General features: G+C 66.0%; 26 protein-coding genes. 4 read left to right on the forward strand and 22 right to left on the reverse strand.

The window, feature by feature from the left end; all coding sequences use genetic code 11:
* Positions 1-1,830, reverse strand: a 1,830-nt coding sequence (dnaE, locus tag BGN95_RS08875; RefSeq protein WP_286772425.1) for a DNA polymerase III subunit alpha, incomplete at its 3' end; no start/stop codon positions are given.
* A gap of 91 nt (positions 1,831-1,921) precedes the next feature.
* Here dnaE and BGN95_RS08880 point away from each other — a divergent pair.
* A complete protein-coding gene (locus BGN95_RS08880; RefSeq protein WP_286772426.1) occupies positions 1,922-2,464 on the forward strand; it encodes an HdeD family acid-resistance protein in 543 nt (180 codons plus the stop codon).
* Positions 2,465-2,543: 79 nt separating this feature from the next.
* Here the strand turns inward: BGN95_RS08880 and BGN95_RS08885 are convergent, their stop codons facing one another.
* The 5 genes from BGN95_RS08885 to BGN95_RS08905 form a co-directional block, all read right to left on the reverse strand.
* Positions 2,544-3,023: a glutathione peroxidase gene (locus BGN95_RS08885; protein WP_265268368.1), complete on the reverse strand. Its 480-nt coding sequence runs from the start codon at positions 3,021-3,023 to the stop codon at positions 2,544-2,546.
* 26 nt (positions 3,024-3,049) lie between these two features.
* On the reverse strand, positions 3,050-3,643 hold the full coding sequence (locus tag BGN95_RS08890) for a GNAT family N-acetyltransferase (protein ID WP_286772427.1): 594 nt from the start codon (positions 3,641-3,643) through the stop codon (positions 3,050-3,052).
* Entirely contained in the window at positions 3,640-4,314 is a 675-nt protein-coding gene (locus BGN95_RS08895; RefSeq protein WP_179511743.1) for an ABC transporter ATP-binding protein, read from the reverse strand. Before BGN95_RS08895 ends, BGN95_RS08890 begins: the two co-directional genes overlap by 4 nt.
* Complete coding sequence (locus BGN95_RS08900; protein ID WP_179511744.1) at positions 4,307-5,557, reverse strand: lipoprotein-releasing ABC transporter permease subunit; 1,251 nt, start codon at positions 5,555-5,557, stop codon at positions 4,307-4,309. The genes BGN95_RS08895 and BGN95_RS08900 overlap by 8 nt, the downstream gene beginning before the upstream one ends.
* 362 nt (positions 5,558-5,919) lie before the next feature.
* Positions 5,920-8,307, reverse strand: coding sequence for a TonB-dependent receptor (locus tag BGN95_RS08905; RefSeq protein ID WP_286772428.1), 2,388 nt, complete (start codon positions 8,305-8,307; stop codon positions 5,920-5,922).
* 208 nt (positions 8,308-8,515) lie between these two features.
* Between BGN95_RS08905 and BGN95_RS08910 the strand changes: the two genes are divergently transcribed.
* The gene (locus tag BGN95_RS08910; RefSeq protein ID WP_179511746.1) at positions 8,516-8,980 is read left to right on the forward strand and encodes an Hsp20 family protein; all 465 of its coding nucleotides are present in this window, start codon (positions 8,516-8,518) and stop codon (positions 8,978-8,980) included.
* Positions 8,981-9,192: 212 nt separating this feature from the next.
* Here the strand turns inward: BGN95_RS08910 and BGN95_RS08915 are convergent, their stop codons facing one another.
* The 13 genes from BGN95_RS08915 to rpsB all read right to left on the reverse strand — a co-directional run bounded on the left by BGN95_RS08915 (position 9,193) and on the right by rpsB (position 21,146).
* Positions 9,193-9,528: a PilZ domain-containing protein gene (locus BGN95_RS08915; RefSeq protein ID WP_179511747.1), complete on the reverse strand. Its 336-nt coding sequence runs from the start codon at positions 9,526-9,528 to the stop codon at positions 9,193-9,195.
* A 44-nt stretch (positions 9,529-9,572) separates the two neighbouring features.
* Positions 9,573-9,803, reverse strand: a complete 231-nt coding sequence (gene rpmE, locus BGN95_RS08920) for a 50S ribosomal protein L31 (RefSeq protein WP_179511748.1) — start codon at positions 9,801-9,803, stop codon at positions 9,573-9,575.
* Between the two features lie 99 nt (positions 9,804-9,902).
* Positions 9,903-10,355 (reverse strand): 3-hydroxyacyl-ACP dehydratase FabZ, encoded by a 453-nt coding sequence (gene fabZ / locus BGN95_RS08925; RefSeq protein WP_265268485.1) that lies wholly within the window; start codon positions 10,353-10,355, stop codon positions 9,903-9,905.
* Positions 10,356-10,390: 35 nt separating this feature from the next.
* Positions 10,391-11,026: an OmpH family outer membrane protein gene (locus BGN95_RS08930; protein ID WP_179511749.1), complete on the reverse strand. Its 636-nt coding sequence runs from the start codon at positions 11,024-11,026 to the stop codon at positions 10,391-10,393.
* A complete protein-coding gene (bamA, locus tag BGN95_RS08935) occupies positions 11,026-13,773 on the reverse strand; it encodes an outer membrane protein assembly factor BamA (protein WP_432423374.1) in 2,748 nt (915 codons plus the stop codon). Before bamA ends, BGN95_RS08930 begins: the two co-directional genes overlap by 1 nt.
* Positions 13,774-13,840: 67 nt before the next feature.
* The gene (locus BGN95_RS08940; protein ID WP_286772429.1) at positions 13,841-14,974 is read right to left on the reverse strand and encodes a M50 family metallopeptidase; all 1,134 of its coding nucleotides are present in this window, start codon (positions 14,972-14,974) and stop codon (positions 13,841-13,843) included.
* Positions 14,971-16,128 (reverse strand): 1-deoxy-D-xylulose-5-phosphate reductoisomerase, encoded by a 1,158-nt coding sequence (locus tag BGN95_RS08945; protein ID WP_179511751.1) that lies wholly within the window; start codon positions 16,126-16,128, stop codon positions 14,971-14,973. The genes BGN95_RS08940 and BGN95_RS08945 overlap by 4 nt, the downstream gene beginning before the upstream one ends.
* Complete coding sequence (locus BGN95_RS08950) at positions 16,125-16,928, reverse strand: phosphatidate cytidylyltransferase (protein WP_179511752.1); 804 nt, start codon at positions 16,926-16,928, stop codon at positions 16,125-16,127. Before BGN95_RS08950 ends, BGN95_RS08945 begins: the two co-directional genes overlap by 4 nt.
* Positions 16,925-17,656, reverse strand: coding sequence for an isoprenyl transferase (locus tag BGN95_RS08955; RefSeq protein ID WP_179511753.1), 732 nt, complete (start codon positions 17,654-17,656; stop codon positions 16,925-16,927). The genes BGN95_RS08950 and BGN95_RS08955 overlap by 4 nt, the downstream gene beginning before the upstream one ends.
* A gap of 34 nt (positions 17,657-17,690) precedes the next feature.
* Complete coding sequence (gene frr / locus BGN95_RS08960) at positions 17,691-18,248, reverse strand: ribosome recycling factor (RefSeq protein ID WP_179511754.1); 558 nt, start codon at positions 18,246-18,248, stop codon at positions 17,691-17,693.
* Positions 18,248-18,979 carry a UMP kinase gene (gene pyrH / locus BGN95_RS08965; protein WP_179511755.1) on the reverse strand — a complete coding sequence of 244 codons (732 nt, stop codon included), beginning with the start codon at positions 18,977-18,979 and terminating at the stop codon, positions 18,248-18,250. Before pyrH ends, frr begins: the two co-directional genes overlap by 1 nt.
* Before the next feature lie 310 nt (positions 18,980-19,289).
* Positions 19,290-20,237: a translation elongation factor Ts gene (tsf, locus tag BGN95_RS08970; protein ID WP_179511756.1), complete on the reverse strand. Its 948-nt coding sequence runs from the start codon at positions 20,235-20,237 to the stop codon at positions 19,290-19,292.
* 96 nt (positions 20,238-20,333) lie between these two features.
* Complete coding sequence (gene rpsB / locus BGN95_RS08975; RefSeq protein WP_179511757.1) at positions 20,334-21,146, reverse strand: 30S ribosomal protein S2; 813 nt, start codon at positions 21,144-21,146, stop codon at positions 20,334-20,336.
* A 335-nt stretch (positions 21,147-21,481) separates the two neighbouring features.
* Between rpsB and BGN95_RS08980 the strand changes: the two genes are divergently transcribed.
* The gene (locus BGN95_RS08980; protein WP_179511758.1) at positions 21,482-21,730 is read left to right on the forward strand and encodes a hypothetical protein; all 249 of its coding nucleotides are present in this window, start codon (positions 21,482-21,484) and stop codon (positions 21,728-21,730) included.
* Here the strand turns inward: BGN95_RS08980 and BGN95_RS08985 are convergent.
* Together BGN95_RS08985 and BGN95_RS08990 are read right to left on the reverse strand one after the other, a co-directional pair.
* Positions 21,657-22,463, reverse strand: coding sequence for a CDP-alcohol phosphatidyltransferase family protein (locus BGN95_RS08985; RefSeq protein ID WP_286772430.1), 807 nt, complete (start codon positions 22,461-22,463; stop codon positions 21,657-21,659). The genes BGN95_RS08980 and BGN95_RS08985 overlap by 74 nt on opposite strands.
* Positions 22,460-23,197: a phosphatidylserine decarboxylase gene (locus BGN95_RS08990; protein ID WP_286772431.1), complete on the reverse strand. Its 738-nt coding sequence runs from the start codon at positions 23,195-23,197 to the stop codon at positions 22,460-22,462. Before BGN95_RS08990 ends, BGN95_RS08985 begins: the two co-directional genes overlap by 4 nt.
* A 108-nt stretch (positions 23,198-23,305) precedes the next feature.
* On the opposite strand from BGN95_RS08990, the gene BGN95_RS08995 reads away from it, so the two are divergent.
* The gene (locus tag BGN95_RS08995; protein ID WP_179511761.1) at positions 23,306-24,526 is read left to right on the forward strand and encodes an NADP-dependent isocitrate dehydrogenase; all 1,221 of its coding nucleotides are present in this window, start codon (positions 23,306-23,308) and stop codon (positions 24,524-24,526) included.
* Between the two features lie 183 nt (positions 24,527-24,709).
* Here the strand turns inward: BGN95_RS08995 and BGN95_RS09000 are convergent, their stop codons facing one another.
* Positions 24,710-25,912 (reverse strand): FAD-dependent oxidoreductase, encoded by a 1,203-nt coding sequence (locus BGN95_RS09000; RefSeq protein WP_286772432.1) that lies wholly within the window; start codon positions 25,910-25,912, stop codon positions 24,710-24,712.
* Positions 25,913-26,017 lie beyond the last annotated feature (105 nt).

Consider the following 26,017-nt stretch of genomic DNA (forward strand, 5'->3'; position numbering starts at 1 on the left):
CACCCCGACGGTATTGCCCGCCTGGAGCAGTTCGTAGGTTTCCTCGTCATCCCAGCCGAGCGCATCGAGATCGACCGAGATCCCGCGCTGCGCGAGCATCTCGACCGCCTTCTTGAGCACCGAGAGGGTCTTGAGCCCGAGGAAGTCGAATTTCACCAGCCCCGCGCCCTCGACATATTTCATGTCGAACTGGGTGACCGGCATGTCCGAACGCGGATCGCGATAGAGCGGGACGAGCTGCGCCAGCGGGCGGTCCCCGATCACCACCCCCGCGGCGTGGGTCGAGGAGTGGCGCGGCAGCCCCTCCAGCTTCATCGCCAGATCGAGCAGCCGGCGGACATCATTGTCGTTGGCATATTCCCGCGCGAGATCGGAAACGCCGTTGAGCGCGCGTTCCAGCGTCCAGGGATCGGTCGGGTGGTTGGGGACGAGCTTCGCGAGGCGATCGACCTGGCCATAGCTCATCTGCAGCACGCGCCCGGTATCCTTGAGCACCGCGCGCGCCTTGAGCTTCCCGAAGGTGATGATCTGCGCGACCTGATCGCGGCCGTATTTCTCCTGCACGTAGCGGATCACCTCGCCGCGCCGCGTTTCGCAGAAGTCGATGTCGAAATCGGGCATCGAGACGCGTTCGGGGTTGAGGAAGCGTTCGAACAGCAGCCCCAGCCGGATCGGATCGAGATCGGTGATCGTCAGCGACCAGGCCACCACCGACCCGGCGCCCGAGCCGCGCCCTGGCCCCACCGGAATGTCGCGTTCCTTGGCCCATTTGATGAAATCGGCAACGATCAGGAAGTAGCCGGGGAAGCCCATCTGGATGATGACATCCAGCTCGAATTCCAGCCGCTTGCGATAGACCTCCTTCCAGTCCGCCTCGGCCGGGGCGGCACCGAGCTCCTCGATCCGGCGAAGCCGTTCCTCCAGCCCGGCCGACGCGTCGTTGCGCAGCATTGCCGCCTCGCCCTCGCGGTCCCCGGCAAGGCTGGGGAGGATCGGCTTGCGCTTCGGCGCGGCGACCGCGCAGCGCTGCGCGACGACCAATGTATTGGCGATCGCCTCAGGCAGATCGGCGAACAGCGCGCGCATCTCATTCGCCGGCTTCATCCACGCATCGGGCGAGCTTTTGGGGCGGTCGTCGCTTTCGACATAGGTCGAATTGGCGATGCACAGCATCGCGTCATGCGCGTCAAGGAAATCGCGCTCGGCGAAGCAACACGGATTGGTCGCAACGAGCGGGAGGTTACGCGCATAAGCGAGATCGAGCAGATGCGGCTCGGCGCGCCCCTCCACCTCGTCGAGCCGGCGGACGATCTCGATATAGAGACGATCGGGGAACAAACCCTCCAGCCGGTCGGCATAGGCCTCGGCGCGTGCCGGCTGGTCCTCGGCATAGAGCCGGGCCAGCCCGCCCTCCCCGCCCGCGGTGAGCGCGATCAGTCCGTCGCTGTGCTTCGCCAGCGTCGCGAAGTCGACGTGCGGCACCTGCTCGATCGGGCGATCGAGGTGCGCCATGCTGACCAGCGCGCAGAGGTTGTCATAGCCGGTGGCATTCTGCGCGTAGAGCGCGAGCCAGTCGAAGATCGGCGCCACGCCATCGGGCAAATCCGGCCGCGCCACCCCCAGCATCACCCCGATCACCGGCTGCACCCCCGCGTCGCATGCCGCGTCGGAATAGGACATCGCCGCATAAAGCCCGTTGCGGTCGGTCAGCGCCGCCGCGGGAAAGCCGAGCGCCGCCGCGCGCTTGGCGATCGCCTTGGGCTCGATCGCCCCGTCGAGCATCGTGTAGGAGGAGAAGATACGGAGCGGAACGAACGCGGAATGCGGCATGCAGCGAAGCTAGTGGCGCGCACGCGATTCGACCAGCGCGGAACCGGAGAATTCGGTGGACGTTACGACCTCGTAACAGGGGAGAGCGATCATGACGGATTCGGCGCGCGGGATCGGCTGGGGCTGGATTCTCGCCTACGGCGTCGTTTCGCTGCTGCTCGGGATAATCGCGATCTTCCTGCCGATCCCGGCGACCTTCGCCGCGACGATCGTAATCGGTGCCTATCTGATCGCGGCAGGGTTGTTCTCACTGCTCGCCGGCGTGTTCGGCAAGGGGCATGAAGGGCGCGGCTATGCCGTCATCGTCGGGCTGCTCTCGCTGCTCGGCGGGCTGGTGATGATGTTCCAGCCGATGGTCGGCGCGATCTCGCTGACGTTGCTGCTCGCGCTGTTCCTGATCGTGCGCGGGGTGACGGACCTCGCCTGGGGCGTCCGCTTCCGCCGCGGGCGCGGGCTGATGATCGCGCTGGGCGTGCTCAACCTGCTGTTCGCCGGCTATATCATCTACAGCATGCCGGTCGCGGCGCTCGCGTTGCCGGGCATCTTGCTTGGATTCAGCTTTCTGTTGTCGGGCGCGACCTGGACGATGTTCGCGCTCGACCACCGCGGCGAAAGCCTCCGACTGGGCGAGTGAAGGCGCGCGATCGGGCCGTATCTTGTGCCCCCGAGCCAGACTGGGTCCCCGCCTGGGCGGGGACGCAGGGGAGTAGAGCCTACAGCAACTTCTCGATATCCGCCTCGATATCGGCCGGTTTGGTCGTCGGGGCGTAGCGCGCCACTGTCTGCCCCTCGCGATTGACGAGAAACTTGGTGAAGTTCCACTTGATCGCCTTCGATCCGAGCAGCCCGGGCGCGTCGCTCTTGAGCCGTTCGAACAGCGGATCGGCGTTCGGCCCGTTGACCTCGATCTTGGCGAAGACCGGGAAGGTCACGTCATAGGTCAGCGAGCAGAAATTGGCGATCTCCGCCGCATCGCCCGGTTCCTGCGCACCGAACTGGTTGCAGGGAAACGCCAGCACCTCGAACCCGCGATCGGCATATTTGCGGTGGAGCGCTTCGAGCCCCTCATATTGCGGGGTGAAGCCGCATTTGGACGCGGTGTTGACGATCAGCAGCACCTTGCCGCGCCACGTATCGAGCGCCGCCGTCCCGCCGTCCGCCGCCTTGACCTCGAAATCGGTGATCGCCTCCATCGCCCTTCCCCTTTTACCCCGGATGATTACCCCTGATGACGCGCCAGCAGATGTTCCAAATTGACACGCACCCCAGGCCATTCGCAAGCGATGATCGAATAGACCACCAGATCGCGCACTCGCCCGTCGAGCATTTGATGCGCGCGCAGCACCCCGTCGCGCTTCGCCCCGAGCCGCTCGATCGCGCGCTGCGAATTGCGATTGAACCAGTCGGTGCGGATCTGCACGACATTGCACCCCAGCACCTCGAAGGCGTGGGTCAGCAGCAGCTTCTTCGCCTCGGTATTGACCCCGGTGCGCTGGACCGAGCGCGCATAGAAGGTGCCGCCGATCTCCACCCGGCGATGCTGCTCGTGCATCCGCATCAATCGGGTGAGCCCCACCACGCGCCCGTCGGGGGTTTCGACGGCGAAGGGCATCGCGCGCCCGTAATCGCGCTCGCGGAACGCCGCCGCCAGGAATTTGTCGGGATCGGCGAGCCCGGAAACGTTGGTGAAGAACAATTCGGTCAGACCGCCGTCCGCCGCCGCCGCGACCACCGCGTCGCGATCCTCGAGCGTCAGCGGGCGCAGCGTGACATGCCGCCCCCGCAAGGTCGGCGCGTCACGCCACACGTTCATTGCAATACCCCGTCGTGGAGCCGGACGACGCGATCCATCTTCGCCGCCAGCCGTTCGTTATGCGTCGCGACCAGCGCCGCCGAGCCCTCGCCGCGCACCAGCCGCAGGAATTCGGCGAGCACGACATCGGCGGTCTGCTCGTCGAGATTGCCCGTCGGCTCGTCGGCCAGCACCAACGCGGGCCGGTTGGCGAGCGCGCGGGCGACCGCGACGCGCTGCTGCTCGCCGCCCGAAAGCTGGCTCGGGCGGTGCGTCAGCCGGTGGCCGAGGCCGAGCGCGGCGAGCAACGCATCGGCGCGCGCCTCCGCTTCCGCCTGCCCCGCGCCGTGGATCAGTTGGGGCAGCACGACATTCTCGCGCGCGTCGAAATCGGGCAGCAGATGGTGGAACTGATAGACGAAACCGAGCCGGTCGCGGCGGACGACGGTGCGTTGATGCGAATCGAGCTGCGCCGCCTCCGCCCCGGCGATGCGGATCGAACCCTCGAACCCGCCTTCGAGCAGCCCGACCGCCTGGAGCAAGGTCGACTTGCCCGAGCCGGAGGGGCCGAGCAGCGCGACGATCTCGCCCGGCGCAACCGCCAGGTTAACCCCGCGCAATACCTCGATTGTTTCGCCGCCCTGGGTGAAGCTGCGGGCGAGACCGATCGTTTCGAGGACCGCGTCACTCATAGCGCAGCACCTGCACCGGATCGGTGCTCGCCGCCTTGTACGCGGGATAGAGCGTCGCCAGCACGGTCATCAGCGCGGTGATCAGCACGATCGCGACGATCTCCACCGGATCGGGCTTGGACGGCAATTCGGTGAGATAGCGGATCGACGGATCCCACAGATTCTGCCCGGTGACGAGCTGGACGAAATTCACCACCGCCTGACGATAGAAGAGGAAGATCGAACCGAGGATCAGCCCGGCGACGATGCCGAGCGCGCCGATCGAGATCCCGACGGTCATGAAGATCCGCATCATCCCGCCGCGCGTCGCCCCCATCGTGCGCAGGATCGCGATGTCGCGCGTCTTGGCGCGGACCAGCATGATCAGCGAACTGGCGATATTGAATGCCGCGACGAGGATGATGATGCACAAGACGGTGAACATCGCCACCCGCTCGACCGCGAGCGCATCGAACAATTGCGCGTTCATCTGCCGCCAGTCGGTGATCACCCCGAGCCGCCCGACCTTCTGCGCGAGCGGGGCGAGGATCTGCGCCACCTTGTCCGGGTTATCGGTCTGCAATTCGACCATCCCGACCGTATCGCCGAGCAGCAGCAGCGTCTGCGCATCCTCGATCGGCATGATCACATAGGCTTTGTCGTAGTCGTAGACCCCGATCTCGAAGATCGCGGCGACATTGTAGCTCACGTAGCGCGGCACCGTGCCGAACGGGGTCGACTGGCCCGAGGGATTGATCAGCGTGATCTGCGACCCGACGGTCGCGCCCAGCGCCTCCGCCAGCCGCGCGCCGATCGCGACATTGCCGCTGCCCGGCTTCAGATCGGCGAGCGAGCCGGCGACGACCTTCTGCCCGATCGTCGAATTGTTGCGGATATCCGATACGCGCATCCCGCGTACCAAAATGCCCTCGACCCGGCCGTTATAGCTCGACATCAGGGGCTGATCGATCAGCGGGACGGCGCTGGTGACGCCGGGCGTTTCCTTCGCCCAGCGCGCGATCTGCTGCCAGTCGGCGAGCCGCCCGTCGATGCCCTGCACCACCGCATGGCCGTTGAGCCCGACGATCTTGTCGAACAGTTCGGCGCGGAAGCCGTTCATCACGCTCATTACGATGACGAGCGCGGCGACGCCAAGCATCACCGCGCCGAGGCTGAAGCCGGCGACGAGAACGATGAAGCGTTCCCCTTTGCCCGGAAGCAGATAGCGCCGCGCGATCATCCGTTCATAGCGCGACAGGATCATGCCGCACCGTCTATCGGCGCCGCGCGCGGCTGGCAACCTCCGTGCGCTGGCCGCGCCTGGGCAACGCTGTGGCGGAATCGTCACAGGGCGCGGACAATCTATTTAGCTGGCGTTCATTTTCATCGACACCGACCCGTGTGGCTTAGTAGCAATAGCGCACTGGCACACAGGCAAAGGCCGTGGTTCGGGGAATGTCACCGCCCCGCTTCGCAAGAAGCGCGCGGGCTGCGACGGGATAGGGGGCTGACGAGCGATCGTCACGCAGGCGCCCGGGTCGGAATACCGATCCGGGCGTTTGCCGTTTCAGGACAATAGGAATTTATAACCTCCCCTCCCCCGTTCAAGGGAGGGGAGAAAAAAGTTCAGTTGATCCCGAACGATAGCGTCACGCCAAAGGTCCGCGGATCGCCCGGCTGGCCGACGATCAGCCCGGTGTTGCCCGATTGCGTTGTCAGCAGCTCATAATAATTCTGGTCGAACGCGTTGCGCACCCAGGCGAAGATGTTGAGCTTGTCGCCCTTGCGATAGCCGAGACGGAAGTTGGACAGCGAATAGCCCGCGATGTTCATATAGGCCGAGGGTGACGGATTGGACGAGAAATCCGAGCGATAGCTGCCGTCGTAGCCGACATAGACCTGCCCGTCGCCGGCCGGCCAGTTATATTCCGCGCCATAGCTGAACGCCCATTTCGACACACCCGGCAGCCGCTGGCCGGAAATATCGCAGAACGGCGGACTGTTGCTGCCGCCCGACAGCTCGGGCGGGCACGGCGCATTGGCGAAGCGGACATATTTGGCGTCGGTATAGGCACCGTTGACGTAGAGGTTGAGCCCGCTGGTCGGGCGGAACGCCGAATCGAACTCGATGCCGCGCGTCCGCACCTTGCCGGCGTTGGCGAGATAGCCGCGCAGCACCGCGAGCTGGAAATTGTTCACCGTCGCCTGATAATCGTAGATATCGGTCCAGAAGGCGGCGAGGTTGATCGTCGCGCGGCGATCGAGCAACTGGGTCTTGAGGCCGAGTTCATAATGGTTGACCGTCTCCGGCTTCACCGTCGCGGTGGAGAGGATCGGATTGTTGTTCGCGTCGAGCGGCAGCCCGGAGAGGTTGATCCCGCCCGATTTATAGCTGCGCGCATAGGTCGCATAGCTGTGGACGTCGGGGGAGAATTCATAGGCGAGCGTGATGTCGCCCGAGAAATTCCAATTGTCGAATTTCGGGGCATAGCTCTGCGGCGCGAGCACCCCGCGCTGATCGCTCGTCAGGTTGGTGCTGCCCTGCCCGTTGGTCACGATCGAGACGTAGGAACCTTCCTTCTTGTCGTAATTGAGCCGCGCGCCCGGCGAGATCTGCAACTTGTCGGTGACATGCCAGGTCAGCTTGCCGAACAAGGCGGCGGAGGTGTTCTTGAAGCCGATCGTGTTGCGCGAGGTGAGACCGTTGAGCGTCGCCGGGTTCTTCGCCGCCGCGCTGGTCGGGTTGAGCAGCCACGCGCTCGCCGCCGGCCCCTGCACCTGCAGCCCCTGCGTATCGATCGTCTGATAGAAATAGAACATCCCGACCGTGTAATCGATCGCATGCTTGCCGTTCGAGCCGAGGCGGATTTCCTGGCTATATTGGTCCTGCTGCGACGGATTGGCCGACACGGTGGTGATCGGCAGCCCGATGAAGTCGCGGTCGTTCGACGGGTCCCAGTTCCAGAAGCGCCACGCGGTGACCGAGGTCAGTGTCGCCGGGCCGAGGTCCCAATTCGCCACCATCGAGGCGCCGCCGAGCTTCTGCCGCGCGCGTAGCGGCGTATCGACATCGGTGATGCGATCGAAGGCATTGGTCGAGGGGACGGCATAGCCCGCCGCGGCGGCAAGCGCGGTATATTGCCGGTTGGCGGGGCGCTGGGTCGGCGCGAGGCGCGCATAATATTGCACGCAGCAGGTCGGCGCCTGGCGGTTATAATCGGCGTAGAGCGTGATATCGAGGTTGGACGCCGCACGGAACAGCATCTGGCCGCGCAGGCTGAGATTGTCCTGGCTGTTCTGCCATTGCTCCTGCGTCGTGTTCCAGATCGTCCCGCGCCGCGTGGTGAAGGAGGCCGAGCAGCGCCCCGCCACGACATCGCCGACCAGCGGGCCGGAGATCGAGCCCTTCGCCTGGAAGAAATCGTAATTGCCGCCGCTCACCTCGAAGCGCGCCTCGGTATCGAAGCTCGGCTTGCGCGTGGTGATGTTGATCGCGCCGGCGGTGGTGTTCTTGCCGTAGAGCGTGCCCTGCGGCCCGCGCAGGATCTCGATCCGGTCGGTATCGGTGAAGTCGAACGTCGCCGAGGCGATGCGGCTGTAATAGACCTGATCGACATAGATGCCGACGCCCTGCTCGATCCCGTCGTTGGTCAGCCCGAACGGCGCACCAAGCCCGCGGATATTGGCGGCCGAGTTGCGCGGATTGGTCGAATAGAATTGCAGCGACGGCTGGAGCTGCGTCAGCCGCCCGACATTATAGGCGCCGGTATCCGACACCGCCTTGCCGCCGATCACCGACATCGCGATCGGCACGCTCTGGATCGTTTCGGCGCGGCGCCGCGCGGTGACGAGGATGTCGCCCCCGCTCTGTTGCGCCGGGCCGAGCCGGCCGGGATCTTCCTGTTCGTCCGGCGCGGCCTGCGAATTGGTCTGCGGTGCCGGGGGCGCAACGGGCGGATTGTCGGCGGGCGCGGCCTGCGCGGCGGCGGCCAGCAATGCGAGCGTGATCGACATGTTCTTTCCCTGGACGAGTGGGTTCGTCGCCCAGTGTTGTATCGGCGCTTTCAATCTCGACCAAGAAAGTAGGTTTTCAGCCTACCTGCTTGAAAACTTCATTCGTCCTCCCATCTTTTCGGTTGCACGGCGCCACTGATCGGGCCGTGCGGGATGCTGCGCTACGTGCGGGCATCTTGTCGTCAACTCGCTCAAAAGAGGATTTGATATGCGACTGGACCTTACCCCCTACCGCCGCTCGACGATCGGCTTCGATCGCCTGTTCGACCTGCTTGAGACCAATGCGCGCTCGGCGGCCGACAATTATCCCCCGTTCAACCTCGAGCGCCTCGCCGAGGACCGCTATCGCATCACGCTGGCGATCGCTGGGTTCAGCCGCGACGAGATCGAGATCACCGCGCAGCAGAACCTGCTGCTCGTCGCCGGCAAGAAGGCCGAGCCGCAGGAAAATGCCAATTTCCTGCATGTCGGCATCGCCAACCGCAGCTTCGAGCGTCGTTTCGAGCTGGCCGATTTCGTCTTCGTCGAAGACGCGCGGCTCAATGACGGGTTGCTGGTGATCGATCTGGTCCGCGAAGTGCCCGAGGCGATGAAGCCGAAGAGCATCGCGATCCGCACCGGCGCGCCCTTGGCCGCGGTCGATACCAAGGCCGACGAAGCCAAGGCTGCGTAAACGCCGCAGCGCCGGAAAGTTCGGCGCCTCCTTGCTCCCTTTCCGAGGCGTCGGGGGCGTCCGGGTCGAAAGGCCCGGGCGCCTCTTTTCGTTATTATGTGTTTATCAATCCGTTCGGGCTGAGCTTGTCGAAGCCCTGCCCTTTCTTCGTCGCCAAGAAGTACAGCCCTTCGACAAGCTCAGGGCGAACGGAGGTTCGTATGCGTTCTGACCTAATGCGCGGCGATATGCCCGCCCCGCCCGGTCAACGCCTCGAACACGTCGGGATCGAGCGGCGCGTGGAAGCGGCACCCGGCGGCGAAATCGTCGGCCCACATCACGTCCGCACCGACCGGGCCGATCCCCGGCAGCGTCAGCCAGATCGCCATCCCGCGGCGCAGCGCGGAATAGGTGCTGAGCCGTGCGCCGTGGCGCGACAGGTCGATCACCTTGCACAAGGTCCGCGCGAGCCCGCCCGGTTCCTCGGCGGCCGAATCGAACGAAACCGGCGCACGCGGGTCGCGGCGCCGGTTATCGCTGAACAAAGGTTCGAATTCGGCTGCAAACATGCCGGGCAGCCTAGCCCGACATGCCTAACGCGCTCTTAACGCCGTTACTTGCGGAGCGTCAGCCCACCGCCGAAGCGCTTGTTGAAGCGCGCGACCTGACCACCGGTGTCGAGCACCTGGCCGCGGCCGCCGGTCCACGCCGGGTGCGCCAGCGGATCGATGTCGAGCTGCATCGTGTCGCCTTCCTTGCCCCAGGTGGAGCGGGTTTCGAACACGGTGCCGTCGGTCATCTGCACCTTGATCATGTGGTAATCGGGATGAATGTCTTTTTTCACGTCAGTCAGTCCTTGGATGTGGCTGGTTTCCGACCAGCCTGAAAGGAAGCGGGGCGCCTAGCGCAGGCGCCCCGCAAAGTCAAAAAGCCGTGACCTCGCTCAGCCCGCCTTGGGCGGATCGGCGATCATCGCGGTGAAATTGGCCTCGGCCACCACCTGTCCGTCGATCTTCGCAACCCCGGCGAATTTGCATACGCTGCTGCGCTTCTGGACGAATTCGACCTCCAGTCGAAGCAGCACGCCCGGCTCCACCGGCTTGCGGAACTTGGCGTTCTCGATCGCCATGAAGTAGACCAGCTTGCCCGAGCCCGCGAGGCCAAGGCTTTCCACCGCCAGCACCCCGGCGGCCTGCGCCAGCGCCTCGACGATCAGCACGCCGGGCATGATCGGACGCCCGGGGAAATGCCCCTGGAAGAATTCCTCGTTGACCGTCACCGCCTTGATCGCCGCGATCGACCGGTCGAGGATCAGTTCCTCGACACGATCGATCAGCAGGATCGGATAACGATGCGGCAGCGCCGCCATTACCCGTGCGGTGTCGAGCGGCCCGATATTGACGCCGGCGCCGCTCGTCGCTTCCGCCTCGCTCACCGGCCCTGCGGCTGCTTGGTGTTGGCCGGTGCCGGCGCAGCGGCGCCGCCCTGCTGGCCCGGCTGCCAGTTCGCCGGCGGGGCGATGCTGACCGAGGGCACGAGCCGGTTGAGCTCGGTCGTCACGTCGGCGGTCAGATCGCCCGCCGGATCGAGATGCACGACGTCGTTCGGGCCGATCACGATGCTCGCCTTCTTGCGCGCCGCAGCCGCGTCGATCGCCGCCTTGAGCTGCGCCTGGATCTGCTCGATCGCATAGCCGCGCGCGCGGGCATAGGGCAGCGTCATGCGCTGCAGCTCGGCGTTGCCGGCCTGTTCCTTGGCCTGGATCGCCTGAAGCTGGGTCTGCAGCTGCGCCTGCGGCACATTGGCCTTCTGATCGGCCTGCGCCTTGGCCACAAGCGGCTGGATCTCGTTGGCGATCGCCTGACGGCGCGCCTCGGCCTGATCGAGCGTCGCCTTATAGGTCGTCTGGAGCTGCGACGCGGCGGTCTTCCACGCGTTGCTGTTGCCCACCGCGCCATCGGGGTCGACGACGGCAACGCCGCCTACCTGTGCGTGCGAAACACCCGCCAGAAGCGCGCCCGGCGCGACCAGCGCCGCCGTCATCAGCATGGTCTTGAAGCTATTCATCAGAATTGAGTCCCTACGTTAAAGGTTATGAGCTTCTTGTCGTCGCCCGGCTGGGTCAACAATGCCTTGGCGATATCGATACGCAACGGACCGAAGGGCGAGGTCCAGTTGACGCCGAAACCGATCGACAGGCGCGGTCTGGCCGAGCCGCCGTAATAGGTTTCCTTGAACGGCTGCGACGCGATGATCGGCGAGTTCGGGACGACGCCGTTGCACCCGCCGCCCGGCGTGGGAAGGCCCGCGGCGCAGGTGGTCGTTGCGACCGTGCCGTTGCCCAGAGTGTAATTGTACAGCGCCTGGCCCGAGGCATTCGTCGCCGGCAACGGGAGCACGGTTCCGTCCGCCGCGACCGGGAAGGTTGCCGTATCCAGCGGCCGAGTCATGCTAAACAGGCTGCCCGCCTGGACATAGATCGACGGACGCAGCCCGAGCTCACGCGCGCCCGAGCCGAGCGGCAGTTCCAGCTCGATCCGGCCGAGGTAATAAGCATTGCCGCCCAGCGCGTCGTCGACGATCTGGTTGCGATCGGTGATGAGCACCTGCTTGCCCGAGGAATCGGTCGTATAATATTGACGCAGCACGCGCGGGCCGACGCCGCGGATGTCGAAGCCGCGGAACTGCGGCTCGCCGAGGTAGAAGCGATCGGTGATGCGAACCTTGTCGATCCCCGGCCCGCGGCTCGATTCGAGCGACTTGATATAGCCCGCCTCGCCGACGAACGAGAAAACGAAGCCCTTGCCGACGCCCCAGAATTTCGCGCCTTCCGCGCGGGTGCGGATGTAGCGCACGTCGCCGCCCAGCCCGGCGAAATCCTGGCTGAACGAGAAGCGCGTCCCCTTGGTCGGCCGCAGCCGGCTGTTGAGGCTGTTGTACATCAGCGAATAGCCGACCGACGATGTCAGCCGGTTGCCGAGCGAATCGCAGAGATAGCGGCCAGCGAGCAGCGAATCGCACTTGTCGCCCGGGCTGTTGCCGCGGATGCCGTCACCGTTCGAATCGGTGTAATAGGTGCCCCGGTCGAGGCTCACCTCGTCATAGGACAGCCCGTAACGGCCCGACAGCGACCAATATTCGGTCAGCGGCACGCCGAGCCGCACCTGGAAGCCGGTCGACGTCTGGCTGTAGGTCGTCTGGCGATCGGTGCCGAGATAGTTGAACGAGTTGTAATCGCGCCGGAAAAGGTCGACGCCCAGCGCGATGTTGCGATCGAACAGATAGGGCTCGGTAAAGCCCAGCTCGACCGACTTGGAATAAGCCGAATAATTGACGCCGGCGCGCAATTCCTGCGCCTTGCCGCGGAAATTCGACTGGGTGATGTTGGCCTGGATGATGAAGCGTTCGAGGCTCGAATAGCCCGCCGACAGCTGGAGCTGACCCGTCGCCTTTTCCTCGACGTTCGCCTCGAGCACGACGCGATCGGGCGCTGAGCCCGGGGTCTGCTTGATCTCGAACTTGTCCTGGAAATAGCCCAGGCTGTTGATGCGATCGGTCGAGCGCTTGACCTGGAAGCTGTTGAAGGCATCGCCTTCCGCGAGGCGAACCTCGCGGCGGACCACCTTGTCCTGCGTCTGGGTGTTGCCGGTGATCTCCACCCGCTCGACATAGGTGCGCTGCGCCTGGGCGATGTGGAAATTGATCGACATCGTCAGCGCGTCGCGGTCGCGCGAGAATTCCGGGTTCACGTCGGCGAAGGCATAGCCGAACAAGCCCGCCGTCTGGCTCAGGCTGTCGACCGTGTCCTCGACCTTCTTCGCGTCATACCAGTCGCCCTTCTTGATCGAGAGCGTCTGCGCCATGCGCTTGTTGTCGAAATCGCGAATATCGCTGTCGACGGAGACGTTGCCGAACTTGTAACGCGGCCCCTCCTCCACCACATAAGTGATGATGAAATCACGCTTATCTGGGGTCAGCTCTGCCACCGCGCTCGTGACGCGGAAGTCGGCATAGCCGTTGGTGAGATAGAATTGGCGCAGCTTCTGCTGATCGTAGGCCAGACGATCCTGATCGTAGGACGTGTTGGACGACATGAAGCGGAAGAAACGCGATTGTTTCGTCGCCATCTGCGACCGCAGCTTGGCATCATCGAACACCTGGTTGCCGATGATGTTGATCTGGCGGACCTTGGATTTCGGCCCCTCGCTGATCTCGAACACCACGTCGACGCGATTCTGGTCGAGGTTGACCATCTTCGGATCGACGCTGGCGGCGAAGCGGCCCTGCCGGCGATACAATTCGATGATCCGCGCGACATCCGCGCGCACCGCCGAACGGGTGAAGATCTGGCGCGGCTTGAGCTTGATCTCCTTGGAGATCTTATCTTCCTTGAGGCGCTTGTTGCCCTCCAGGATCACGCGGTTGATGATCGGGTTCTCGCGCACGCGCAGCACGATATCGCCCGATTCCGCACCGGTGACGGTGACGTCGGCGAACAGGTCGCTGGCGTAGAGATCCTTGATCGCCTGATCGAGCGTCTCGTTGGTGTAGGAATCGCCGACCCGGAGCTTGGTGTAGCTCAGCACGGTTTCCGGCTCGATGCGCTGCGATCCGTCGACCCGCAGCGAGCGGATCGTGCGCACCACCTGCACCGCGGGCGCGGACGGAGCGGCAGCCGGCGCGGCGGGGGCCGCAGCGGGAGCCGGCGCCTGCTCGGCGGGCGCGGTCTGTGCGGCAGCCGCCAGCGGCACGCCGGCCAGCATCGTGCCGGCGAGCAGCAATGCCACCGATTGCGGGCGAAGAGTTGTTGTCAAAGCCGTCACCAATCCACCCTGAAAGCTACCCTTAGTCCACCGCGTGCTGCGCCCTGCCCCAGCTTGATCAGCCGATCAAGCCGGCGAGGCTGCGCCACAGGCCCAAATTATCCAGATCATTGAACGTCACCAGCAGCATCAATGCGAGAATCGCCGCCAGTCCGCCGCGATAGGCCCATTCCTGCGCTTCCGGCCCGACCGGCCGGCGACGCACCGCCTCGATCGCATAGAACATGAGGTGCCCGCCATCCAGCATCGGAACTGGCAGCAGGTTGATGAACCCCAGATTGATCGACACCAGGGCGATCAGGAAAACGAACGCTTCCGGCCCCAATGTGATCTGTTCGCCGGAAACCTTGGCGATCGACAGCGGCCCGCCGAGCTCGGCGACCGAGCGGCGCCCGGTGACGACCTGCCCGATCGTCTCGACCATCATCGACACGATCTGCCCGGTGCGGCGCACCGCGACGACCGGCGCCTCCAGCAGGCCGACCTCGCGATAGACCGGCGCGGTCGCGCTCAGCCCCAGCACGCCCATGCGATAATCGTTGCCGAAGCGATCGCGCTCGTGCCGCACGCCGATCGTCGCCGGCACCGAGGCGGCGACGCCCTTGCGGACATAATCGACCCGGATCGTTTCGCCGGGGCGGATCCGGACGTAGCGTGACATGCTCTCGAACGTGTCGACCGCGCGGCCGCCGAGCGCGACGATGCGGTCGCCCGGCACCAGCCCGGCGCGCGCCGCCGCCGAATTGGGGAGCGTCGCGCCCACCACCGGCGGGGTTACGCTGTCGCCATAGGCCAATGCGAAGCCGGCGAGGATCAGGATCGCGGCGAGGAAGTTGATCGCCGGGCCGGCGACGACGATGAACGCGCGTTGCCACACCGTCTTGGCCTGGAAGGTGCGCTGCCGCTCGGCCGCGGGAAGCGCGAGCCAGTCGGCGGAGGGCTGGCTGCCGGCGTTCATGTCGCCGGCGAAGCGGACATAGCCGCCCAGCGGGAGCCAGCCGAGCTTCCAGCGCGTCCCGCGCCGGTCGGTCCAGCCGGCGATCTCGCGCCCGAAGCCGATCGAGAAGGTTTCCGATTTCACGCCGCACCAGCGCGCGGCGAGATAATGCCCCAGCTCGTGAATGAACACGAGCGGGCCGATCACCAGCGCGAACGCCACGATGGTCAGCAAGAGGCCCGGGGACTGGATCAAGCGACGCGTTCCTTCACACACTCCGCCGCCAGTCGCCGCGCCTCACGGTCGATGTCCAGCACCGCATCGAGCGTCTGAGGCGCGGGCGGGTCGAAGCGTTCGAGGGTATCGGCAACGATTGCGGCAATTTCGAGGAACCGCGCACCACCGCCGAGAAATGCCGCCACCGCGACTTCATTCGCCGCGTTGAGCACCGCGGGACGCGCCCCGCCCGCTTCGACCGCCTCGCGCGCCAGCCGCAGCGCGGGGAAACGCACCGGATCGGGCGCCTCGAAATCGAGCCGGCCGATGCGGGTGAGATCGAGCGGCTCGCCGGGGGTCGCCATCCGATCGGGCCACGCCAGCGCATAAGCGATCGGGGTGCGCATGTCGGGGGTGCCGAGCTGCGCCAGCGTCGAGCCGTCGACATATTCGACCATCGAGTGGATCACCGACTGGCGATGCACCACGATATCGATCTGCTCGTGACCGAGCGGGAAGAGATGGAACGCCTCGATCAGCTCCAGCCCCTTGTTCATCATCGTCGCCGAATCGACCGAGATCTTGGCGCCCATCGACCAATTGGGGTGCGCCACCGCCTGTGCCGGCGTGATCTCCGCCATCTCCGCCAGCGGGCGATCGCGGAACGGGCCGCCGCTCGCGGTCAGGATGATCCGTCGGATGCGGTGCGAAAGCCTTGCATCAAGGCATTGGAAAATAGCGTTATGCTCGCTGTCGACCGGCAGCAGGGTCGCGCCGTGATCGACGATCGCCGCCTTCATCACGTCGCCCGCGGAAACCAGCGCCTCCTTGTTGGCGAGCGCGATCGTCCCCCCGGCGCGGATCGCCGCCATCACCGGCTTGAGCCCCGCGCAGCCGACGATCGCGGCGACCGTGACGTCGGCGCCCTCGCCCGCCGCCTCGGCCACCGCCTCGGCGCCGCCCGCGGCAACGACGCCCGACCCGGCAAGCGCGTCACGGAGGGCGGGAAGATGTGCTTCGTCGGCGATCACCGCGCGTTCGGCGCGGGTGCGGATCGCGACCGATGCCAGCTTGGCGACATCGCTGTTGGCGGTCAGCGCGCGGACGCGGAACGCCCCCGGCGCGCGCTCGATCAGATCGAGGGTGGAGGTGCCGACCGATCCGGTCGCGCCTAAAATGGTGACTGTTTTCATGCCGGATACAGATGCGGGAGGATGACGAGGAAGGCGGCGACGGGCGCGACCGGGACAAGCCCGTCGAGCCGGTCCATGACGCCGCCGTGGCCGGGGATGATGCTGCCCGAATCCTTCACCCCGGCGCGGCGCTTGAGCCAGCTTTCGTAAAGGTCGCCGGCCTGCGCCAGCACCGCGAGCGCGGGGGTCGCGAGCGTCAGCCGCCACGGCAGGCCGAAGCGCCAGTGCATGAAGACGCCGAACGCGCCCGCAGCGACGACCCCGCCGATCAGCCCCGCCCAGGTCTTGTTCGGGCTGATCGCCGGCGCAAGCTTTGGCCCGCCGATCGCGCGGCCGGCGAAATAGGCGCCAATGTCGCAAGCCCAGACCAAAGCCAGCGCCCATAAGGTGAAGACGATGCCCTCATGCTGGCGCCGGATCAGCATCAGCGCAAGCACCGGCAGCCCGCAATAGATCACCCCGGCGGCCAGCCGCGGTTGGCGCGTCACGATCACCACGAAGAACGCCGCCCCGCCGAGCAGCCCGAGCGAGAAGAAATCGTGCGGCACGATCGTCAGCGCCGCAGGGGCCATGACCGCCAGCGGCACCGACAATGCGAATTGCGCGAGCCGCGTGTTGCGCGCGGATGCGCCGTGCAGCGCGGCCCATTCGGCCATCATGATCAGCGCCGCGACCACCGCGAGGATCCAGAAGGCGACACCGCCCCACAGCAGCGCGCCGAGCGCGACCGCGATCAGCACGACGCCGGTCACCGCCCGCGTCGGCAGGTCGGAGCGCGCACGCGGGTTCGTCGCCGTCACAGGCCCCCGAACCGCCGCTGGCGCCGCGCGAAATCGGCCACCGCCGCTTCCAGCTCGGCCACCCCGAAATCGGGCCACAGGGTATCGACGAACAGCAATTCGGCATAAGCCGCCTGCCACAGCAGAAAATTGGACAGGCGATGCTCGCCCGAGGTGCGGATCAGCAAATCGAGCGGGGGCAGATCATGCGTATCGAGCTCCGCCTCGATCATCCCCGCATCGATCGCGGCAGGATCGAGCGCCCCCGCCGCGGCACGCTCGGCGAGGCGCCGCGCGGCGTTGGTCAGCTCGGCCTGCCCGCCGTAATTGAGCGCGATCGCCAGCAGCGGCCCGCTATTGCCCGCGGTCCGCGCGATCGCATCGTCGATCAGCGCCACGACATCGTTCGGGAAACGACGGAAATCACCGATCACGCGCAGCCGCACATTCTCGCGTACCAGCTCGGCGAGGTCGGAACGGATGAACAGCCGCAGCAACCCCATCAGGTCGCCCACTTCCTCCTCCGGCCGCCGCCAATTCTCGCTGGAGAAGGCGTAGAGCGTCAGCGCCTCGATCCCCATCGCGCGCGCCGCGCGGCTGACCGCGCGCACCGCCTCGACCCCGGCCTTGTGTCCGGCGACGCGCGGCAGGAAGCGCTTCTTCGCCCAGCGGCCGTTGCCGTCCATGATGATCGCGACATGACGCGGCAAGGCACCCTCGCCGCCCGCGAGGATCGGCGCGGTGCTCATGAACGCCCCGTCAGGCCAAGGGCGCAGAGCGACATCACTTGCCGAGGATTTCCTTTTCCTTCGCGGCCGCGGCCGCGTCGATCTCGGCGATCGTGTTGTCGGTCAGCTTCTGCACCTCATTCTCGTGGCGCTTGCGCTCGTCCTCGCCGAACACGCCCTTCTTCTCGTCGGTCTTGAGCGCATCCATCCCGTCGCGGCGCACATTGCGCGCGGCGATGCGGGCCTTTTCGGCATATTGCCCGGCGAGCTTGGCGAGCTCCTTGCGGCGCTCCTCGGTCAGATCGGGGATCGGCAGCCGCAACGTCTGCCCGTCGGCGATCGGGTTGAGCCCGAGCCCGGCGGAGCGGATCGCCTTGTCGACCGGGCCGACGTTCGACTTGTCCCACACCTGCACCGACAGCATCCGCGGCTCGGGCGCGGAGACGGTCGCGACCTGATTGAGCGGCATGTGTGCGCCATAGACCTCGACCGTCACCGGATCGAGCAATGTGGTGGAAGCGCGCCCCGTGCGCAGGCCGCCGAGATCGCCCTTCAGCGATTCGACCGCGCCGTGCATCCGGCGCTCCAGGTCCGCCTTGTCATAGGCCGCCATTATTTCGTCTCCTGTTCGTTGCGGACCACCGTCGACACACCCTCGCCGCGCAGCACGGCAGCGAAATTGCCGTGTTCGCGGATGTTGAAGACGACGATCGGAATGTTGCTGTCACGGCACAGCGCCACCGCGCTGGCGTCCATGACCTTCAGATTCTTCGACAGGACCGTGCCGTAACTCACGGTATCATAACGCTTTGCCGTCGGCACCTGCTTGGGATCGGCATCATAGACGCCGTCGACCGAGGTGCCCTTGAACAAGGCGTCGCAATTCATCTCGGCAGCGCGCAGCGCGGCGCCGCTGTCGGTGGTGAAGAACGGCGAGCCGACCCCCGCGGCGAAGATCACCACGCGCCCCTTTTCCAGATGCCGCGCGGCGCGGCGGCGGATGAAGGGCTCGCACACCGATTGCATCGGGATCGCCGACTGCACCCGCGTATCGACCCCGATCCGCTCGAGCGCATTCTGCACCGCGAGCGCGTTCATCACCGTCGCGAGCATCCCCATATAATCGGCGGTCGCGCGCTCGAAGCCCTGCGCCGCCGCGGCAAGACCGCGAAAGATGTTGCCGCCGCCGACGACGATGCACAGCTCATAGCCCTGCGCCTTCACATCGGCGATTTCGGCCGCGACGCGCGCGGTAACTTCGGGATCGATCGCCTTGCCGCCCTCGCCCATCAGGACTTCGCCCGAGAGCTTCAGGAGGATGCGTTTGTAGCGGGGGCTGGTCATGCGTTCCGGATATCTGGGGTAAGGCCGCGAACCTTAGGCGGGGCTGGTAACCGCCGCAACCTTCGATTGGCCCGCCCTCGCCGTCCGGTCCGAAATTCGACCGACGCCAACAACCTTCGTCATTCCCGCGAAGGCGGGAATCCATTCTGGCTGGCCCGGCGGATTGAAACGCAAGCGCAGCGGCAATGGATTCCCGCCTTCGCGGGAATGACGGGTATCTGGATTGAGCGCCGACAAAAAAACCCCGGCGAAAACCGGGGTGGTCGAAGCAGGGGAGGAGCCGGAGCCCCTCCCCCGATCTTACGCAAATTTACGCGGTCGGCTCGGCCTGCTTCTGCGGCACGCCCGACGCGGCAGCCACTTCGGCGGCGAAGTCCGACGCTTCCTTCTCGATGCCTTCGCCGAGCTGGAAGCGGACATAGTCCTTGAGCACGATCGACGCGCCGGCGTCCTTGGCCGCCTTGGCGACGACGTCGCTGATCTTGGTCTTGCCGTCCATCACGAACAGCTGGCTGACCAGCGCGTGCTCCTTGCGATATTTGGCGATCGAGCCCTCGACCATCTTGGCGATGATGTCGGCCGGCTTGCCGCTCTCGGCCGCCTTTTCGGTCGCGATCGCGCGCTCGCGCTCGATCTCTTCCTCGTCGAGGTCTTCCTCGTTGAGCGCCTTGGGGAAAGCCGCCGCGACGTGCATCGCAAGCTGCTTGCCGAGCGACTGCAGCACATCGTCCGCCGCATCGCTTTCCAGCGCGACGAGCACGCCGATCTTGCCGAGGCCCGGGGCCTGCTGGTTGTGGACATAGCCCACGACCGCGCCCTTGGAGACTTCGAGCTTCTTCGCGCGGCGCAGATTCTGGTTCTCGCCGATCGTCGCGATGTTGGTGGTCAGCACCTCCTCGACGGTCTTGCCGCCCAGCGGGGCCGCCTTGATCGTCGCGAGATCGTCACCCAGTTCGAGCGCCACCGAGGTGACGTCGCGGACGAAGGTCTGGAACTGTTCGTTCTTGGCGACGAAGTCGGTTTCCGAATTGACTTCGACCGCGGCGCCCTTGGTGCCCGAAACCTCGATGCCGACCAGCCCCTCGGCCGCGGTACGGCTCGACTTCTTGGCGGCGGCGGCGAGGCCCTTGGTGCGCAGCCAGTCCATCGCGGCATCCATGTCGCCGTTGGTCTCGCTGAGCGCCTTCTTGCAATCCATCATGCCCGCGCCGCTCTTCTCGCGCAGGTCCTTGACCATCGAAGCCGTGATATCGGCCATTGTCCTAGTCCTTCAATTGATACCGGTTGAATATGGGTACGGGCGGGGCAGGCGCCAGTTCCGCCCTGCCCCGCCCGCATGACATTTCAGCGACGGTCAGGCGTCGATCTGGCGCTCGGCCTCGGCAGCCGCTTCGGCCGCTTCCGGGGCCGCCGCCGGGGTCAGCGCCTCCTCGGCGATCGGCTCGGCCATCGCGCCGAGGTCCGCGCCGCCGCGGCGCTGCTGCTCCTGGTTGCCGCGGGTGGCGGCGATCGCCACCGCCTCGCAATACAGGCGGATCGCGCGGCTCGCGTCGTCGTTCGCCGGCACCGGGAAGGCGATGCCGTCCGGCGACACGTTCGAATCGAGGATCGCGACGACCGGAATGCCGAGCGTGTTGGCTTCCTTGATCGCCAGCTCTTCCTTGTTGGCGTCGATCACGAACATCACGTCGGGGATGCCGCCCATGTCGCGGATGCCGCCGAGCGACAGTTCGAGCTTGTCGCGCTCACGGGTGAGCTGGAGCACTTCCTTCTTGGTGAGGCCCGCGGTGTTGCCCGAGAGCTGCTCTTCGAGGCCCTTGAGGCGCTTGATCGAGTTGGAGATCGTCTTCCAGTTGGTGAGCATGCCGCCCAGCCAGCGGTGGTTGACGAAATGCTGGCCCGAGCGGCGCGCGCCGTCGGCGATCGCTTCCTGCGCCTGGCGCTTGGTGCCGACGAACAGCACCTTGCCGCCCGAGGCGACGGTCGACGAGACGAATTCGAGCGCGCGCGCGAACAGCGGCACGGTCTGCGACAGGTCGATGATGTGGACGCCGTTGCGATCGCCGAAGATATACGGCTTCATCTTCGGGTTCCAGCGATGCGTCTGGTGGCCGAAGTGCGCGCCGGTCTCGATAAGCTGCTGCATGGTGACGACAGGAGCCGCCATAGGTAATTTCCTTTCCGGTTATGCCTCTGGGAAGCGAGAATGACGACCGGCTACAAGCCGGCGCACCGGTGATGATGCTTCCCATGTGGGGTTGAAGGCCGCGCCCCTAGCGCAATGCGGGGCGAAAAGCAACGGCGGTCGATATCTCACAACCGTCATTCCCGCGGAGGCGGGAATCCATTCGCACAGGTTGTGGAAAGAACCGCTCGGCCAGCCAGAATGGATTCCCGCCTTCGCGGGAATGACGAAGCGTTCGAACAACGCTTGACACGCTGGAACATACATGGAACACAACGCCAGAACATAGAACGAACATCGGCACGCAGGAGGCCAAGATGATGATGATGCTGGCGATCGCGGTTTTCGGGGGCACCTTGGGCGTGGCGAGCTATGCCATTGCCGGCACGGTGGGGCCGAATATCGACAAGATCCGGCTGGCGCTGGCAGGCCGTTCGCCGCTGGCGATGATGCCGGTGGTGACGCCGGCGCGCAGCACGCACCGGCTGCCGGTCAGGCGGCGGGCGGCGTCGGCGCCGCTGCGCCCGGTTGCGCCCCCGATTGCCCGGCTGCGCGCAGCCGCCTGACGCGATTGTAGCTGGCAATGCTGAACGGCACGGTCAACAGATAGATGATGCACAGGGCGGAGGCGGTGTGCCACGGCGCGGAGACCGCCGCCGCGCCGAACACCACCACCACCGCCAGCGCCTCGAAGCGGATGTTGCGGCGCAGGCGAAGCGAGCCCCAGGAATAGGTCGCGAGGCTCGATACCATCAGCAGCGCGACCAGCGCGGTCCACGGTGCAACGATGAACGGCGAGCGCAACAGCGTCTCGCCGCTCCAGAACCACAGGAACATCGGCAACAGCGCCAGCCCCGCGCCCGCGGGCGCGGGCACCCCGGTGAGGAAGCCCGCGGACTTATGCGGCTGTTCGGTCACGTCGATATTGGCGTTGAACCGCGCGAGGCGCAGCGCGCAGAACACCGCGAACATCAGCGCCGCCGCCCAGCCGAACCGCGGCAGCGCGGAGAGCGACCAGAGGTAGAGGATCAGCGCGGGCGAAACCCCGAAGGAGATCGCGTCGGCGAGCGAATCGAGCTCGGCGCCGAACCGGCTCTGCCCGCGCACCATCCGCGCGATGCGCCCGTCGAGCCCGTCGAGCACCCCGGCGAGCAGCACCATCGCCACCGCCAGTTCCCACCAGCCGGCGATCGCGAAGCGGATGCCGGAGAGGCCCGCGCACAGCCCCAGCGCGGTCACCGCATTGGGCAGCACCGCGCGCAACGGCAGGCCGACCCGGCGGCGCGGCGGTCGCGTCATTGCGCGGTGCCGCTCACCGGTTGTCCGCCGAACCGACCGATGATCGTCTCGCCGGCGACCGAGCGCTGGCCGAGCGCCACCTGCGGCGCGCAGCCTTCGGGGAGGAACACGTCGACGCGACTGCCGAAGCGAATCAGCCCGACGCGCTGGCCGACCGCGACGATATCGCCGACCCGCGCGAAGCCGACGATGCGGCGTGCGACGAGCCCGGCGATCTGGGTGAAGCCGACGCGGCGCCCGTCGAACCCCTCGACCACGAAATGCTGGCGCTCATTGTCCTCGGATGCCTTGTCGAGATCGGCATTGAGGAACTTGCCCGAGATATAAACGACTTGCTTGATCGTCCCGGCGATCGGGGCGCGGTTGATATGGACATCGAACACCGACATGAAGATCGAGACGCGGACCATCGGCTCGGTGCCGAGCTCGCCGGTCAGTTCGCGCGGCACCGGGACGCGCTCGATCATCGTCACCAGCCCGTCGGCGGGCGCGATCACCAGATCGTCGCCGCGCGGGGTGGTGCGCACCGGATCGCGGAAGAACGCCGCGACCCACACCGTCAGCCCCAGCATCGGCCAGAAGAAGATGTTGGAGGCGATCGTCAGCAGCAGGGTGAGGCCGAACGCGATGGCGACGAACTTCTGCCCCTCGGGATGAACCGCGGGAAAGCGCCATTTGACGGTCGTAGTCGTGGGGAGGCCGCCGGGGCCGTCCGATTTATCGAGCGATGACATGCCGGCTGTCTAGCGGTGTGCTGTGGCACACACAACGCGCAACGGTTGATCCCCCGCGCCCTTCCTCCTATCGGCACGCCAAACCTCCCTAGTCTCAAGGAAGCGCACATGGCGAAGATCAAGGTGAAGACGCCCGTCGTGGAGATCGACGGCGACGAAATGACTCGGATCATCTGGGAATGGATCCGCGAACGCCTGATCAAGCCGTATCTCGATATCGAGCTCGATTATTACGACCTCGGCGTCGAGCATCGCGACGCGACCAACGACCAGGTGACGATCGACAGCGCGCACGCCACGCAGAAATATGGCGTCGCGGTGAAGTGCGCGACGATCACCCCGGACGAGGCGCGGGTCGAGGAATTCGGCCTCAAGCAGATGTGGAAATCGCCCAACGGCACGATCCGCAACATCCTGGGCGGCGTGATCTTCCGCGAGCCGATCGTGATCCGCAACGTGCCGCGGCTGATCCCGGGCTGGACCCACCCGATCGTCGTCGGCCGTCACGCCTTCGGCGACCAGTATCGCGCGACCGATTTCAAGGTGCCCGGCAAGGGCAAATTGACGATGAAGTTCGAGGGCGAGGACGGCACCGTCATCGAGAAGGACGTGTACGATTTCCCCGGCGCCGGCGTGGCGATGGGGATGTACAATCTCGACGAATCGATCCGCGATTTCGCGCGCGCCTCGATGAACTATTCGCTCGGCCGCAACTGGCCGCTGTACCTGTCGACCAAGAACACGATCCTCAAGGCCTATGACGGGCGCTTCAAGGATATCTTCGCCGAGGTGTTCGAGAGCGAATTCAAGGACAAGTTCAAGGACGCCGGCATCGTCTACGAGCATCGCCTGATCGACGACATGGTCGCCAGCGCGCTGAAGTGGAACGGCGAATTCGTCTGGGCCTGCAAGAATTACGACGGCGACGTGCAGTCGGATCAGGTGGCGCAGGGCTTCGGCAGCCTCGGGCTGATGACCTCGGTGCTGATGACCCCGGACGGCAAGACGATCGAGGCCGAGGCGGCGCACGGCACCGTCACCCGCCACTATCGCCAGCACCAGCAGGGCAAGGCGACCTCGACCAACCCGATCGCGTCGATCTTCGCCTGGACCGGCGGGCTCAAGTATCGCGGCAAGTTCGACGGCACGCCCGACGTGACGCGCTTCGCCGAGACGCTCGAGCAGGTCTGCATCGAGACGGTCGAGGCGGGCGACATGACCAAGGATCTCGCGATCCTGATCGGCCCGGATCAGAAGTGGATGACCACCGAGCAGTTCTTCGAGGCGATCCGCGCCAACCTCGAAGCCAAGATGGCGACCTGGGCCTGATTTCGGCCCGGCGCTAGCGCCGGAATGACGAAACCGGCGTCCGCATCCGCTGCGGGCGCCGGTTTTTTTTGCGCCGCGCTCTCCCCGTCCGGGCCGAGCTTGTCGAAGCCCCGCCCTTTCTTCCGCAGAAAGAAGTACAGCCCTTCGACAAGCTCAGGGCGAACGGAGATTGATGCGGAATCTCTAGTTGTTCGCCGGCGACCGGATATGCTCGCGCCGCACGCCCAGCCCCAGCACCCGCGCCGGAATGCGGCGGAGCAGCGCCACCCGGTCGAATAGCCGCAGCAACAGCGGCGCGTGCGCGATCTCGCCGGAAAGCGCGCGTTCGAGCACGTTGCGATGCGCCGCGCGCTGGATCGCCTGGATCACCTTCACCGGAAACATCCGCCGCGCCTGCACCTTCGCGAGCAACGCATCGGGATCCTCCCCGCGCAACATCGGCGCGGCGAGGATATTCGCCGCCGCCACCGCATCCTGGATCGCAAGATTGATCCCCACCCCGCCGACCGGCGACATGGCATGCGCCGCATCGCCGATCGCGAGCAGCCCCGGCCGGTGCCAGCGCGTCAGCCGGTCGAGCGAGACCGACAGCAATTTCACATCGTCCCAATCGCGCACCGCCGCGATGCCCGGTGCGATCACCGGCGCCGCTGCCGCCATATCGGTGCGAAAGGTCGCGATGCCGCGCTCACGCACCTCGGCCGCGCTGCCCTTGCGGATCACGCGCGCGCACTGGAAATAATCACCGCGATCGATCGCGACGACCATCTGCCCCTGCGAGAGATAGGCGGCGGTGCGATTCTCCGCGCCGCGCTCCTTGGGGACGCGGAACCAGAAGACGTCGATCGGCACCCCCAGATCGGTGCGCGGCAACCCGGCCGCATCGCACAACGCCGAATCGCGCCCGTCGGCAAGGATCACCAGTCGCGCCCGCAATTCCTTGCCCTGCGCGGTGCGCACCCCGGCGATCCGCCCGCCCTCGCCTGCGATCAGCGCGGCGCCGGCGGTCTCCATCCGGAGATCGAACCCCGGATAGCGCCGCGCCTGGCGTGCGACGAAATCGAGGAAATGCCATTGTGGCATCAGCGCGACGAAGCGTCCGCGCCCCGGCAAATGGGTGAAATCGGCCAGCCGATAATCGTGCCCCGCAACGACCGCGCCGATTTCCTCGATCTTGTCGTGCGGCTCGGCGAGCAAGGCGTCGAACAGTCCCAGTTCGTCGAACAGATCGAGCGTCGAGGGGTGGACGGTATCGCCGCGGAAATCGCGCAGGAAGTCGCGATGCTTCTCCAGCACCGCCACGCCGAGGCCGGCGCGCGCGAAGAGCAGCCCGGCCATCATCCCCGCCGGGCCGCCACCGACAATGACGATATCGTATTTTTCCATCGACTCGTCCTGACAGCGCCCCCCGCCTCTGCTTAGGATAACGTTATGGCGATCGGATTGGACAATAAAGGCTTCAGCGACGCGCTGGTCATTCTCGGCGCGGCG

The sequence above is a fragment of the Sphingomonas sp. 66-10 genome (assembly GCF_001897045.1).
Classification (GTDB): domain Bacteria; phylum Pseudomonadota; class Alphaproteobacteria; order Sphingomonadales; family Sphingomonadaceae; genus Sphingomonas; species Sphingomonas lycopersici.